Raw genomic sequence first — 13,519 nt, forward strand, 5'->3', positions numbered from 1 at the left:
TCCCATCATCGCCGATCCTCCCGCTCAATGCCGGAATTGAATCAGCCACATGCATCCCGATCAAGTCAGAGTTTTTCAACAAAATTTCCCGTTTGGCAGGAAGGATGAAAAATAGTCGCTAGACACGGTCAACGGCGGCCTGGCACTGGGGATCTTGTGGAAACAGCGTCTCGCCATTCATTTGTTTTTTTGCATTTTCGGCAGATCCGTTCACCGAACCATTCACTCCAAAACACGTTCTTGCAACGAAGGCAGCGACGCTCACGTGGCTCGTCTCCGAGGGCATGCTCAGAAACTACTTTTTCTTTGGTAGGCTCGGTCATGGGCATATAGCCTCCACTCCAATGGGTGGGCTGGATCCCTAAGCACTCGCCAGACACCTAAGCGACCATGTCAGTGAAAGATTTCTTGGTATTCAGCTTCCCAAGGCCAGCTTCTAACTCGTGATGAGGCACAAGTAACCACTGGCTATTACTAACATTGGGTATGGCAATCGAAATTACTAGGGACCGCCTTAGAAAGTGATCTCTGCTGGCTGTTTGGTACTGCACTGTTTGTCCGCCAGCGTCATGCAGATTTCGGCTGTCTGCGTGGAAAGCGGATGCGCAGGAAGGTCTCTGCTGCGTTTGCAGCGAATGTCTGGTAGGTCCCGAGTGCCGTTGCATACCAGGTGTACGCCAGGCTTTGGCTGCTGAAAGAAATAGAGGTATCTTTCAGCAGGATTGGAAATTTCACCTAATTTCCACCTCGGTGAGGGCCAGCAGGCGCTCTTTGATGTCACCATCAATCGTATCGGCAGCCTGGAGCAGATTCTCTGACCACTTCGGTCCCTGTTGAAGAGCCTCGTTCCAAACATCCTGAAGCTCGAATGGCCGATCTTCGAGCAGCACTTCGATGAGCTCCTGGGCTTGAGCCAGATCTTTGTGCGCCTTGGTCTGGCTTTGAGCAGTACCGATGCGCATTTGGGAAGCGATAAGCTTATGCACTGCGTAACGCTCCGGCGCAGGCACGTTGACCGGAACACCGATACCGTGGAGGGCAACTGCGTTGATTTCCCCTTTGATGAGGAAACCCAGATAATGGAGGATCTCATCATCACCCTGGATCGCTTTTCGCTCTGCGCCACGGCCGCGGCGCTTAGAGCCCGCTAGGTGGCGCAGGATATAGACAGAGAACTCTTCCTGAGTTTCAGTGCCGAGCACATATTTCAGGGGCTCCGTGCTGTCGAACGCTTGAGGTACAAGTCGAAATCTCTCGTCTACACGGTGCAAGTGGGACAGAAGATCGCCCTTGATATGATTATCCGCGTAGATAGAAATTGAGTGGAGATCGGCGGAATTGAAAGTCTGAGCAACCTTCTTGTTGAAGCGAACACCCAGCATCGGACCGTAGGTCTGGAACGCGAGGGTGCCAACGACAACGGCTTGCAGACGGAATACGCCCGCTTCAGAGAGGGCCGAAAGAACTTTGCCACTTAAAGCGTCTGGCGCCGGTAAGCCTGCCGCTCTAAGCGCTCGGATCATAGAGATGCGGTCCTTGCGGATGCGCTTGAGATCGCGCAATTCATCCACTCGCTGACGCACAGTGCTGGTGTCGGGGCCAAGATAGAGGTCTTTACGTGAACCTGTTCCAGCAGAAGAGGTCTTGAAATACCAATAATCGCGACCCTTCACGGATCTCTTGTAAGGCGTGCCGCCAGCTTCGAGCAACTCTCCGTAAGAGCTACCCCAACTGCGGTCGACCATATCAGCATAAAGCGTCTGGAGTGACACAGGCAGCCATTCGACCAAGGTTCAACCCCCTGAAGCAACGAGTGTTACCGACAAAAATTAGAAAGTGTCTGTAACTTTCCAATGGCGAAAGCACGAATGCAAGCACGAAGAGGAGAGATGGCCCGCGGCGGCAGGGAGGCTATTAGTATGCTGTGGGTGACTTCTTGATTAGTGTGATCGTTGAGAATGGCTGGCCCAAGCTTGTTCTTCCTAGATGCTTCGCTGGTGTTTGGGTACTCGCCGTCAATTCAGGTCTCAGTGGAGAGGCGCGGTGAAGCTTTTGGGTTGTACTTTGCAACAACTGGTGCCCCATGCGTGGAGGAAAACTGCGTCACAGTTGATTCTGGGAAGCTTGCACCACTCATTCGAGCGACAGTTACGCTGATCGCGCAAAACTATGGGCAAAAAGTGCAAAACTATGCGCAAGTGGCGCACAGTATTATAGGCGAGCGCCTTAGAAATTTGTCAATAAAATCAGTGAGCGTGGCGCAACTTTATGGGCGATCCTACAGGCTTTGTAGGTTTCCCTATAGCACTGCGGATACCCCATAGTTTTGCGGTATCCGCCCATAGTTCTGCGGGTTGGGTGGTTGGTTTTGAACGGGCGGCTCGGCGTTGGCGTGTCTTCATCGCATCGGCCATCCTGCCTTGCAGGCGGGTCTGTTCAAATCGAAAAGTGGCTACAGGGAAGCCAGCCGACATCTACTTGCTGGCGTATCGTGCTCAGCCGTTTGGTTGTGGCTGGGGTGGAAAGGCTTTCGATCACCTTGAGCGCATTTGCCCCGCTGGGATCGATATAAGGCGTGAGGTTAGCAAAAGACATCATTCCATGTCGCAAGCGGTGGTGCAGATTCGCGAGGCTCCAGGCCGGGCTGCAGGTCATCTGCCAGAGCTTGCGGAGATCAAAGCGGAACGGAAACTTCAGAGCGTTGCGCAGGTCGTGAGCGCGGCGTGCTGGCGCGGGCACATCCAGCGTCACTAGCAACACGTCATAGCCTGTGGCTGCGGCACGCCAACGCCCAAGTCAGACGCCACCCGTTTGCGTGTCGGTCCGCTGGTCAGTGCGATCCGCACCGCATCAGCGCGGAATTCGTTCGGCCGTCTCGTTCCCTTAGCTCGTCTCCTTTGGAGCAATGAATGCTATCAATGGAGCGGCATCAAACCGCGACAGGTCCAGAAGAACGCTGTGCGGTGCACGAAAGTCCCAAATGCGAAAGCTGCACCACGGCGATAGCCGGAGCGGTGGGCGTCGCCTTTGGCCGACATTACTCCCGCGGTTTCGCAGGAGCTGCATAGTGCTGCACCTGCTCGCTCGGAAAATTGGGCACGTAGCTGTCTTGCGGCGACGCAGCATGCTGGTCCTCGGCCTGCAGGCAGGCCGTAGAAAGCTGATCCTCAAGCTCTCGGTGAACTGGAGTATCGCGGCAAATTCATCTGATTAGAGGCATGCCTGTGCGTTTAATTTTAGCGTGTTACCCGGAGCATGGTGGGCTGTGTCCGCCGAGCGGTGGTTCTAATGTTAGATCAAATGAAAAAAAATACAAAAAAATATTGCAAATGATACAATGCTTCTCTTAGGGTTCCCGTGCCGGCCGCCGCGGCAGCATCTCTGCCAGTGGAAACGGCTCCGACGCTTCAGCTGTTTCAACCACTGATGCGGATGCAACCGATGACCTGGGCAAGGGAGGGAAACATGCTCAAATCACTTAAATTTGGAAAAACCCTGGGGCGTATAGGCCTGGCAGGCGCCTTGGCACTGTCTGTAGCCACACTGGCCTCTGCTGCCGACATGCGCCTGAAATTTGCAGGCACCTTCCCGGTGGATCATCCCGGCACCAAGATGATGGAGCAGATCAAGGCGGATATCGAAGCGGCTGATGTGGGCCTCAAGGTGTCGCTGTTCCCGGCCAACCAGCTGGGGTCAGGTGAAGCACTGATGGAAGACACCATCCGCGGCAACATCGACTTCACCGCTGCCTTCATCTACAGCCACAAGGACCCGCGGCTGGAGTTCCTGTCGATGCCGTTCCTCGTCAACAACTTCGACGAGATGGACAGCATCATGCGCAACATGGACAGCCCGTTTAACCAGATCCTGCAGGAGCGCCTGAACGAGCTGGGCCTGCGCCTGCTGGCCAACAATCCCGAAGGTTTCACCGGCATCGTTGCCAACAAGAAGCCGGAAAACTGGAACGTTCTGGGTTCAAAGGACATGAACATCCGCGTCTGGTCCTCGCCGGTGGTGAAGAACATGGTCGAGGGGCTGGGCTTCCAGGCAACCACCATGGCCTGGGGCGACATCTTCCCGGCGCTGCAATCCGGCATTGTGGACGGTGCGATCTGCTGCACCAAATCGGCGACCTACTCGATCTTTGCGCAGTCGGATGTGGGCAAATACTACGTCCAGTACAACTCGGTCTCCGAGCTGACCTCTTACTACGCCTCTGAGAAGACCTGGGCCAAGCTGGACGACGCGCAGCGCGCGGCCGTGCAGGCCGCCTTTACCAAGGCGTCGGATGACTTCTTTGCCTACAACCGCGAGAACGACGCCAAGTTCGGCGAGCTGCTGCAGGAGAAGGGCTATGAAATCCTGGCTCTGAACGACGAAGAGCAGGCTGCGATGGCCGCCTGGGTGCGTGAAAACATCTGGCCGACCATGGTCGACACCATCGGCCAGGACACGCTGGACCGTCTGACCGCGGAATAATCCAAGGACCGGGCCGGCGGCAACCTGTGCTGCCGGCCTTTTGCCGCCATGGCGAAAGGGGGAGGGCTGATGAGCGAGATTACCGAAAGACTGCCGCATGGCGCAGCCGCCCCGCTGCGGGCGGCGTTGCGGTTCATGCGCCTGTTTGTGGCCGCGGGTGGCCTGTTGATGGCTCTAACTTTTCTGGCTGTAGTGATCATCCGCTATGGCTTTGCCGGCAATCTGTTTGCTTATGAGGAATGGCTGCTGGCGATCAGCTTCTGGACCTTCTTCTTTGGCGCAGCGCTGGCTGGCGAAAAGAAGTCCCATGTCAACGCCGACATCCTCGGTGTGGTGCTGGGCGACGGCAAACTGGCCTGGGCGCGGGGCATCCTTGTCTACCTGATTGAGATCGTTATCGGCGCCTATATCGTCTACTGGTGCTATCTGGCGGTGGAGAGCGAGATCCTCGCCTATCCGCTGTGGGAGCGCACCACGGCGCTGAAAATCCCGGCCGTTTTCCCCCGTGCCGCGATCATGACCGGCTTTGCCTTCATGACCCTCTTCAACGCGATCTACTTCGTGCTGCATCTCATCGATGGGCCTGACGCCTATCACGCGCCCCGCCCCGAGGAGGACGACGCATGATCATCTTTGGCAGTATTGTCATCATCTGCGGCCTGCTGTTGCTGGGTGTCAGCGTCTACATCTCCTTTGGCGCGGTCCTGCTGTTTCTCGCCATGACCGGCGGCCATGACATCACCGGTTACCTGCCTGCGGGCTATTGGAAGATGAACACGCTGGTTCTTCTGGCGATTCCGCTGTTCATGATCTCCGGTGCGATCATGGAGAAGGGCAAGATCGCCGCACCGCTGGTGGCGCTGGCGGAGCTGTTTATTGGCCATATCAAGGGCGGGCTATCTGCGGCCGCGGTGGTTGCCTCGGGCATTTTCGGGTCGATCTCTGGCAGTGCCAATGCGACGCTCACCTGCATTGGCGGCATCATGATGCCGCATCTGCGCAAGGCGAATTACCCGGATGGCCTGTCCGCAGCCCTGATCGTCAGCGCCAGCCCCTTGGGCTTGCTGATCCCGCCCAGCTCCTCGCATATCCTCTATGCTTGGGTGGCGCAGCAGTCGGTGCTGAAGGCGTTTCTGTCGACCGTCTTTCCGGGAATCATTCTGATCATCCTGCTGATCGCCACCAATCAGTTTGCCCTGCGCAAGTACAAAGACATCAAAACCACTGAAAAGCCGGTGGATTTTGCGCCGCAGTTCAAGCTGCAGACCCGCCAGGCGATGCCGGCGCTGCTGATGCCCTTGATCATTCTAGGCGGTATCTATGGCGGCATCATGACCCCGACCGAAGCCGCGGGTGTGGCGGTGGTGTATTCAATTCCGATTGCGATCTATGTTTACCGTGGCCTCACCTGGCGAGGGCTGATGGAGACGCTGACGGGTGCGGGTATCACTATCGGCGTCGTAATGACGATGATCTTCATGGTGCTGATCGTCTCGCGCTTCCTGATCTTCGAAGACATTCCCAATATCGCCCGTGACCTCGTGTTCTCGGTCTCGGAGAACCCGATTGTGATCCTCTTAATGGTCAACCTGGTGATGATCCTGATCGGGATGCTGATGGACGATATCTCGGGACTGCTGCTGGCGACGCCGCTCTTGTTGCCCATCGTTCGCGATGTCGGGGTCGATCCGATCCATTTTGCCGCAATTCTGGGGGTGAACCTGGGGATGGCAAATGTCACGCCGCCGACCGCGCCGCTCCTGTACCTGGGTGCGCAGGTGACCGAGACACCGGTGGGCAAGATGCTGGGGCCGACGCTTCTGTTCATCTTCTGCGCCTGGCTGCCGACACTGGCGCTGACCACCTTTGTTCCTCAGCTGTCGCTCTGGCTGCCGGATGTGCTGCTGAGCCGCTGAGCCGTACCCGGGCGGCAAGATGATCCCCCTCGCCGCCCGGGTTTCAGAACTTCCCCGTTGCAAAGATTGCAAATGTAAAATCTTTTGCAGCGGGGTGTATCGAATGGATCGGGCTGCACCCTTTGGACTTGCAGGGGAGCCTTGGATGCAACAGGAGACGCCGGCCGGCATGAATACCTACCTTCACGTAAGCGACAGGCTGAAGGAGCTGTTTCCGCAGCTCCCGCGCGCGCTGAAGGTGGCGGCGACCTATATGCTTGAGCATCCGGGCGATATCGCGACCTTGTCGATGCGGCAGGTGGCCGGGAATGCGGGCGTGTCGCTGCCAAATTTCTCGCGCCTGGCTAAGGCATTGGGGTTTGAGACCTACAGCGAGCTGCGCGAGGTCTACCGCAAGCAGGTGCAGCAGAACGACATCAGCGAATATCACTTGCGGGCCGAAAGCCTGCAGAAGTCCGGCGGTGATCAAGCCGCACGGGAGGTGTGGGAGGATTTCCGCAACTCCACCATTGGCAACCTGACAGCGATCTTCGATTCAATCGACCCGGACTATTTCGCCAGCGTGGCCGAAGTGCTGAACGACGCCGGGCAGGTCTATATGGTTGGGATGCAGGCCTCGGCCAGTTTCTCGGCCTATGCCCATTACATCGGCGGCATGGCCAGCAGCAAAGTGCGGCTGGTGCGCGGCGAGGGTGGGGTGTTTGCCGATCCGGTTGCCGACATCGGCGCAGGCGACGTGATGATTGCCGTCAGCCAGCAGCCCTGCGCGCGGGCCGCGATTGAGCTGGCGATGCTGGCGCGGGAGCGTGGTGCCAAGGTGATTGCGATCACCGACAGCCCGGCCTCCCCCATCGCACTGGAAGCCGATTACGTGCTGTTGGGGCCCAACCGCAGCCCGCTGTTCTTTGAATCATATGTCGGAACCACGGTGCTGATCGAGGCGCTGATCGGCTTTTTCACCATTGGCCAGCCCAGCGGTGTGGTGGAGCGGATCGAGCGGATTGAGGCCGACCGGCTGCGCATGAACGAATACTGGAAAAACAAGAAAGCCTGAGCCATGACCGTCCCCGAGTCCCTGACCCTTCTGGCCTGCCAGATCAGCATCCCGCCGATGACCAGCGCGGCGGAGCGCAATGCGCATCTGGCGGCCTCGGCGGCCAAGGTGCGGGCTCAGCTGGAGGCGGCGGACGGCAAGGTGGATCTGGTGGTGCTGCCGGAATTGTCGAGCATTGACTATGCCCGCGACACCTTTGCCCGGCTGGATGAGATTGCCGAGCCGCTGGACGGCGCCTCTTTCCAGGCCTGGCGGCAAGTGGCGCAGGATCATGGCGTGCATGTCTCCTACGGGTTTGCCCGGGCGGGCGAGGGCGGCCCCTTCATCAGCATCGGCGTGGTGGGCCCGGACGGGGAACTGGCCGGTCATTACGACAAACTGCATCTGGCGCAGTACGGCGCTTCGATGGAGAAAGAGTACTTCAACCGCGGCAGCCATCTGTTTGTGTTTGAGGTCAACGGCTTCCGCCTGGCGCCGATCATCTGCTACGACATCCGCATCCCTGAACTGGCGCGCACCTTGGTGGTGGACCACGGGGTCGATGCGATCCTGCATTGCGGAGCCTATTACCGGGATGAGAGCTTTCATACCTGGCATCCCTTTGCGATTGCCCGGGCGCTGGAAAACCAGGTGTTCTTCCTGTCGCTGAACCGGGCCGGGGAGACCTATGGCAACTCGCTGTTCTGTCTGCCGTGGCAGGACGAAAACACCCCGCCGGTGGAATTTGCTCAGACCGCCGAGGAGTTCCGCCTGATCACCCTGGATCGCGAAACCCAGGCCAAGGCGCGGCGGGACTACACGTTCCTCAAGGACCGGCTGGACGACTACCGGATCAGTGTTCTGTCGGCTTAGAAAAATTGGGTCTCTAACCTTTGCCGGATCGCATGCGATCCGGTTCGCGCCCGGCCCCGCCCCCCAGGGCGGGCGCGAAATACTGCCAGAGCAGGATGTGTTTAAGCGTATTGGGGTGAGCACGTCCTCGCGCCAAGCGGTGAAGCGCCCACCCTCGGGACCGGGCGCGAACCTGCTGTTGCGTGAGGCCCATTGGCTAGTTTCGGATGCGGGGCGTGCGCCCGGCTTTGTAATAGGCGCCGCTGTCTTCGCGGGTGGCCTCGTAGTCGGCAATCCGTTGCTGGGCCTCTTCGCCGCCAAGGGCCACGAGGTGGCCCAGCAGGCACTCCAGAACCGCCATCGCACCGCCGTAGCAGCCGAAATAGTGGTGAGACTGGGTGGTGATCGGGAAGACGACATCGGGGTCGATCTGCGGCGCGACCACCTCGCTGTCGGAAATCACGATCAGCTTGGCCCCGCGGCTGCGGGCATAGCGCAGCGACTGGATGGTCTCGGCAGAGTAGGGGGCGAATGTGATGGCGATCAGGCAGTCCTGCTCATTGGCGCTGATCAACTCATCCACTGCCGATCCCATGTGGCGCGGGATCAGTTGCAGGCCAGGCAGGGCCATGCGGCCGACGTAGTGGAAGTAATAGGCCATCGCATAGCTGGAGCGGGTGGCGGTCACATAGCAATTGCGCGCTTCGGTCATGCAGCGCAGCGCGGTCTCAATCCGCTCCTGCGACATCATCCGCAAAGAGCGTGAAACGATATTGGTCTCGTTCCGGGCCAGCCTCCCTTGGGTCTGGGCCAGGCTGTCGCCGCCGTCCAGCTGGGCAATCCAGTCGGCGCCCATCTGGTCCTCGCGCTCAGTCACCAGGGCATGGCGGAACGGATCGCGGAACGGCTCGAACCCGTCAAACCCCATCTTCTGGGCCAGCCGGACCAGTGAGTTGGGACTGACCCCGATTTTCTCGGCCGAGACGCGGATCGGGTCCATGCCGAAGTCGCCGGGGTTGTCGATGATGTACTTGGCGATCACTTTGAGCCGCGGCGGCAGGCCGCCAATGGCGGCTTTGAGATCGGCGAGGAGGCGGGCTTTGCGGTTTTTGTCCATATCTCAATAAGAACGAATGTTCTTAGATTGGCAAATTGAAAACACGCGTGGAGAGGGCAATCTGGCGCAAATCTGAGTTTTAGAGAAAGACAGGCCCATGTCCCTTCCTTCCCACGCCTCGGTCGTTGTCATTGGCGGCGGCATCATGGGGTGCTCGACGCTGTACCACTTGGCCCAGATGGGGGTAAGCGATGCGATCCTTCTGGAGCGCAACAAGCTGACCAGCGGCACCACCTGGCATTCGGCGGCGCAAGTGCGGGCGCTGCGCCATTCGCAGAACCTGACCCGGATGATCCAGTATTCGGTGGATCTCTACTCGCGGCTGGAGCAAGAGACCGGCCAGTCGGTGGGATGGATCCAGAAGGGCAGCCTGTCGATTGCCACCAACCCGGACCGGATGACCCACATCAAGCGGCAGGAGGCGCTGGCCCAGGCCTATGGTGTGCGGGCGCAGTCGGTGAGTGCGGAGGAGGCCAGGGAACGCTGGCCGCTGATGAATGCGGAAGACGTGATTGGCGCGGTCTGGTCGCCGGATGACGGGCGGGTGTCGCCGTCGGATGTCTGCGCGGCGCTGGTGAAGGCGGCCAAGGGTCTGGGTGCGAAGATCTTCGAGAACACCGGTGTTAACGCCATCCTGACTGAGAACGGCAAGGTTGTTGGCGTCGAGACCACGCAGGGCACCGTGATGTGCGATGCGATTGCGCTGTGCACCGGCCTGTGGTCGCGGGAAGTCGGCGCCATGGCCGGGGCCGAAGTACCCGCGCTGGCCTGTGAGCATTTCTATCTGCTGACCAAGCCGATTGATGGCATCACCGGCAACACGCCGACGCTCAGCGACCACGACAACCATCTCTATATCCGCGACGACAGCGGCGGGCTGCTGGTGGGTTGCTTTGAGCCAATGGGCAAGCCGATCAAGCCGGGCGTACTGGACGAAAGCTTTGAATTCGGCCTGCTGCCTGAGGATTGGGAGCATTTCGAGCCGATGATGATGAACGCGCTGCACCGGCTGCCCGCGCTGGAGACGGCCGAAGTGAAGATGCTGCTGAACGGCCCGGAGAGCTTTACCCCCGATGGCATGTTCATGCTGGGTGAGACCGCGGAGACCAAGGGATTGTTCCTGGGCTGCGGCATGAACTCGGTTGGTCTGGCGTCGGGCGGCGGCGCGGGCATGAATCTGGCGCACTGCATCGTGCACGGGCACACCGCCTATGATCTGGGCGAGGCGGATGCCAAGCGGTTTGCCCCTGTTTACAACAGTCTGGAGCATCTGATGGCGCGTGCGCCGGAGATCCTGGGCACCCATTATGAGATTGCGTATCCGGGGCGGCAGCTCTCAACGGCCCGGGGTTTGCGCGCCTTGCCGCTGGAGGCTGAGTACAAGGCGGCGGGCGCGCATTTCACCCAAGTCTATGGCTGGGAGCGGCCGCTGTATTTCGGCAAGACCGCCGAGCCGCGGATGACATTCGGCAAGCCGGACTGGTTTGAGAATGTGAAGGCAGAGGTGATGGCGGCGCATGAGAAGGCCGCCGTGTTTGACGCCTCGCCCTTTGGCAAGATTGAGGTGCAGGGGCCGGATGCCGAAGCCTTTCTGCAGCACACTTGTGCTTCGAACATGGCCAAGGCGGCGGGCAGCGCGATTTATACCGCGGTGCTGAATGCGCGCGGGACCTATGAAAGCGACATCACCGCGCACCGGATTGCAGAAGACCACTATCGGCTGTTTGTGGGCACCAATGCGATTAAGCGTGACTTTGCCTGGTTCACGCGTCATTCTGAGGGCTTTGACGTGACTCTGACTGACAGCACCGAAGATTATGCAGTGCTGGGTCTGATGGGGCCTGAGGCGGCGCGGATCATTGCAGAGTGCGGCGCGCCGGAGCTGAACGAACTGGGCTACTTCAAGGTTGGCCCCGCGCATGTGGCGGGCTGCCATGTTCGGGCTGTGCGGATGTCTTATGTGGGCGAGGCTGGCTGGGAATTGACCATGAAGGCCGAGAATGCCTCGAAGGTCTATGCCGCGCTGACGGCCGCCGGGGCGGTGCCTGCGGGGATGTTAGCGCAGACCTCGATGCGGGTAGAGAAGGGCTTTGCCGCGATGGGGCATGAGCTGGACAGCGATACCAGCCCGGTGGAGGCGGGGCTGGACATGCTGGTCTCCAAGAAGAAGAGCTTCATCGGCTCCGAGGCGCTGGCCGGGCGGCGCAAAGAGGCCAAGCGGGTGCTGATGACGGTGATTATCGAGGATGAGAACGCGGTGCCGCTGGGGCACGAGCCGGTTTATGCAGGCGGCAAGATCGTGGGGCACACCACCACGGCCTCTTTCGGCTACCGGGTCGGCAAACCGATTGCGCTGGCCTATGTGCATCTGGACCACGCCGATGGAGCAGAGGCTGAGGTTGATATCGCTGGCACCCGTTACCGGGCACATCTGCAGTTTGATTGTGCCTTTGATCCTAGTGGAAGCCGCATGAAGGCGGCGATCTGAAGGCGCTCTATGACCTGTTTGACGGTGTGAAAATGGGCAATAATGCCTATGATCGCAACATGGCGGTCGAGGCGGTCGAAACCGGAGCCGTGGATCTGGTGGCCTTCGGACGGCCGTTCATTTCAAACCCGGACCTGGTTGACCGGCTGGAGAAGGGCGCACCGCTGAATGAGCTGGATCCGGCGGCTCTCTACAGCGGTGACAAAAAGGGCTACACAGATTACCCGGCACTGACCGACGTACCGGTCGCAGTTGTGTAACCTTTGAAACCTTTGGCAAGAACCGCACGATCATATCCTTGCGATGCTGGTCAAGAGCGGCTCTGATCGTGATGTCAGAGATTTTGAGAACTGGTTTGATCAGGAGCCGAAGACAACGCCGGCGCCCGTCATTCTTCACGCCTCGGTTGGTCTGGACGGGCTTAAAGTCGGCTATCAAGGCGCAGTTGATGTCGTCGATAGATTGATGTGTGCAATGACGAATGTCGGTCGCAATGACTGACTGTCTGCGGACACTAGGCGCGCACAGTGTCTGCGAGGAAAACTCTGTGGGGGACAGATAGAGCCCTATGCTGTCTCCCATCGTTCGCGAGACCTTCGCCCGCGCAGCACGTTACTTGGGCGCAGAGCGGACATTCAACGCCCACTTCGACACTTACTCGGCCGCCCTTCAAGAAACGCAAGAATCTCCTCGGCTGCAGTGTCTTGCGAATTTAAACACTACTTCGTGGGCAGTTTGGCGAAACTTGCCTGCATCCACTCAGCGATCCGCAATAAACGGGGATCTTCGAATGGTGTTTCAGGGAAAACAAGGTGCGAACCGGTATCTTGCCGTATCGCAGTTGGATGCAGGCGCACCAACCGGCCTGATTTGAGGTCGTCCTGATCAGTCGGCGCATCGGACAAGGATACTCCGTTGCCGGTTCCTGCGAACTCGGTGGCCAGCGCGCGATTGTCGAAAATCATAATATTGTCTGGTTTCAGCTCGGGACGACCGACGGCATCGAACCAATCCGTCCAGACGTGTTCATACCCCCGCGCTGCCGTTAGAGGCAGCTGCGCAATCTCTTCCGGTGTCAGGGGAAGGTTGCGCCCTTCTACCAGTGCCGGACCGCACAAAGGAGCAAGCAAGTCACAGTGGATCCGGATTGTTGTCAGCCCGGGCCACCTGCCAAGCCCGTGGCGAAGAGCTGCATCAAGTCCGCCGGTTTGAAAATCCGCGAGTTCGTACGAGAAGTCGAATTCGACTTTCAGTTCAGGGTAATCTCTGTAAAGCTCGTCAATATTCGGCAGGAGGACGCGTGAGACATACCATGGCACCGCGCTGATCCGGACAGTGCCGCCAAGCCCCTTGGATTGGAAGCCCCTAACCCCTGCGTCTATTTCGTCAAGCGCTTGGGTCAAAACGGCTGCGAGAGCTGCTGCGTCCTCGGTCAATCTGACACCGCGGGGAACGCGATTGAAAAGTTGGGTTCCGAAACGTTCTTCAAGCGCACGGATTTGGTGCGACACAGCGGCGTGGGTAACGTTCAATTCTTCAGCAGCAGAACGGAACGAAAGGTGACGCGCGGCAGCTTCGAACGTGCGCAGATGGTTCAGTGGCGGTAATCGGCGGGCCATTTTTACTGGTTAGAT

13 protein-coding genes are annotated in these 13,519 nt (G+C 59.0%); 8 read left to right on the forward strand and 5 right to left on the reverse strand.

Annotated elements, in window-relative coordinates:
• Positions 1-567: 567 nt before the first annotated feature.
• From ACXAHG_RS18730 to ACXAHG_RS18740, 3 genes are all read right to left on the reverse strand, one after another.
• Positions 568-735, reverse strand: coding sequence for a hypothetical protein (locus ACXAHG_RS18730; protein ID WP_475059779.1), 168 nt, complete (start codon positions 733-735; stop codon positions 568-570).
• Positions 732-1,790 (reverse strand): GSU2403 family nucleotidyltransferase fold protein, encoded by a 1,059-nt coding sequence (locus ACXAHG_RS18735; RefSeq protein WP_475059782.1) that lies wholly within the window; start codon positions 1,788-1,790, stop codon positions 732-734. The genes ACXAHG_RS18730 and ACXAHG_RS18735 overlap by 4 nt, the downstream gene beginning before the upstream one ends.
• A 646-nt stretch (positions 1,791-2,436) precedes the next feature.
• Positions 2,437-2,751, reverse strand: a complete 315-nt coding sequence (locus tag ACXAHG_RS18740) for an alpha-hydroxy-acid oxidizing protein (RefSeq protein ID WP_475039897.1) — start codon at positions 2,749-2,751, stop codon at positions 2,437-2,439.
• A 714-nt stretch (positions 2,752-3,465) separates the two neighbouring features.
• Between ACXAHG_RS18740 and dctP the strand changes: the two genes are divergently transcribed.
• From dctP to ACXAHG_RS18765, 5 genes are all read left to right on the forward strand, one after another.
• The gene (dctP, locus tag ACXAHG_RS18745; protein ID WP_475039896.1) at positions 3,466-4,479 is read left to right on the forward strand and encodes a TRAP transporter substrate-binding protein DctP; all 1,014 of its coding nucleotides are present in this window, start codon (positions 3,466-3,468) and stop codon (positions 4,477-4,479) included.
• A 69-nt stretch (positions 4,480-4,548) separates the two neighbouring features.
• The gene (locus ACXAHG_RS18750) at positions 4,549-5,106 is read left to right on the forward strand and encodes a TRAP transporter small permease (protein WP_475059784.1); all 558 of its coding nucleotides are present in this window, start codon (positions 4,549-4,551) and stop codon (positions 5,104-5,106) included.
• On the forward strand, positions 5,103-6,395 hold the full coding sequence (locus ACXAHG_RS18755; RefSeq protein ID WP_475059786.1) for a TRAP transporter large permease: 1,293 nt from the start codon (positions 5,103-5,105) through the stop codon (positions 6,393-6,395). The genes ACXAHG_RS18750 and ACXAHG_RS18755 overlap by 4 nt, the downstream gene beginning before the upstream one ends.
• Before the next feature lie 169 nt (positions 6,396-6,564).
• Positions 6,565-7,449 carry a MurR/RpiR family transcriptional regulator gene (locus tag ACXAHG_RS18760; protein WP_475039893.1) on the forward strand — a complete coding sequence of 295 codons (885 nt, stop codon included), beginning with the start codon at positions 6,565-6,567 and terminating at the stop codon, positions 7,447-7,449.
• 3 nt (positions 7,450-7,452) lie between these two features.
• The gene (locus ACXAHG_RS18765) at positions 7,453-8,301 is read left to right on the forward strand and encodes a carbon-nitrogen hydrolase family protein (RefSeq protein WP_475059789.1); all 849 of its coding nucleotides are present in this window, start codon (positions 7,453-7,455) and stop codon (positions 8,299-8,301) included.
• Between the two features lie 196 nt (positions 8,302-8,497).
• Here ACXAHG_RS18765 and ACXAHG_RS18770 read toward each other — a convergent pair whose 3' ends face one another.
• The gene (locus tag ACXAHG_RS18770; RefSeq protein ID WP_475039891.1) at positions 8,498-9,397 is read right to left on the reverse strand and encodes a MurR/RpiR family transcriptional regulator; all 900 of its coding nucleotides are present in this window, start codon (positions 9,395-9,397) and stop codon (positions 8,498-8,500) included.
• A 97-nt stretch (positions 9,398-9,494) separates the two neighbouring features.
• On the opposite strand from ACXAHG_RS18770, the gene ACXAHG_RS18775 reads away from it, so the two are divergent.
• The 3 genes from ACXAHG_RS18775 to ACXAHG_RS18785 are packed head-to-tail and all read left to right on the forward strand — an operon-like array spanning position 9,495 to position 12,386.
• Positions 9,495-11,885 carry a GcvT family protein gene (locus ACXAHG_RS18775; protein WP_475059791.1) on the forward strand — a complete coding sequence of 797 codons (2,391 nt, stop codon included), beginning with the start codon at positions 9,495-9,497 and terminating at the stop codon, positions 11,883-11,885.
• Positions 11,886-11,917: 32 nt separating this feature from the next.
• Positions 11,918-12,145 carry an oxidoreductase gene (locus ACXAHG_RS18780; protein ID WP_475039889.1) on the forward strand — a complete coding sequence of 76 codons (228 nt, stop codon included), beginning with the start codon at positions 11,918-11,920 and terminating at the stop codon, positions 12,143-12,145.
• A gap of 43 nt (positions 12,146-12,188) precedes the next feature.
• On the forward strand, positions 12,189-12,386 hold the full coding sequence (locus ACXAHG_RS18785; RefSeq protein ID WP_475059793.1) for a hypothetical protein: 198 nt from the start codon (positions 12,189-12,191) through the stop codon (positions 12,384-12,386).
• A 218-nt stretch (positions 12,387-12,604) separates the two neighbouring features.
• Here the strand turns inward: ACXAHG_RS18785 and ACXAHG_RS18790 are convergent, their stop codons facing one another.
• Positions 12,605-13,504, reverse strand: a complete 900-nt coding sequence (locus ACXAHG_RS18790) for a LysR family transcriptional regulator (RefSeq protein ID WP_475039887.1) — start codon at positions 13,502-13,504, stop codon at positions 12,605-12,607.
• Between the last annotated feature and the right edge of the window lie 15 nt (positions 13,505-13,519).

Source organism: Leisingera sp. ABD4_442, assembly GCF_056160905.1.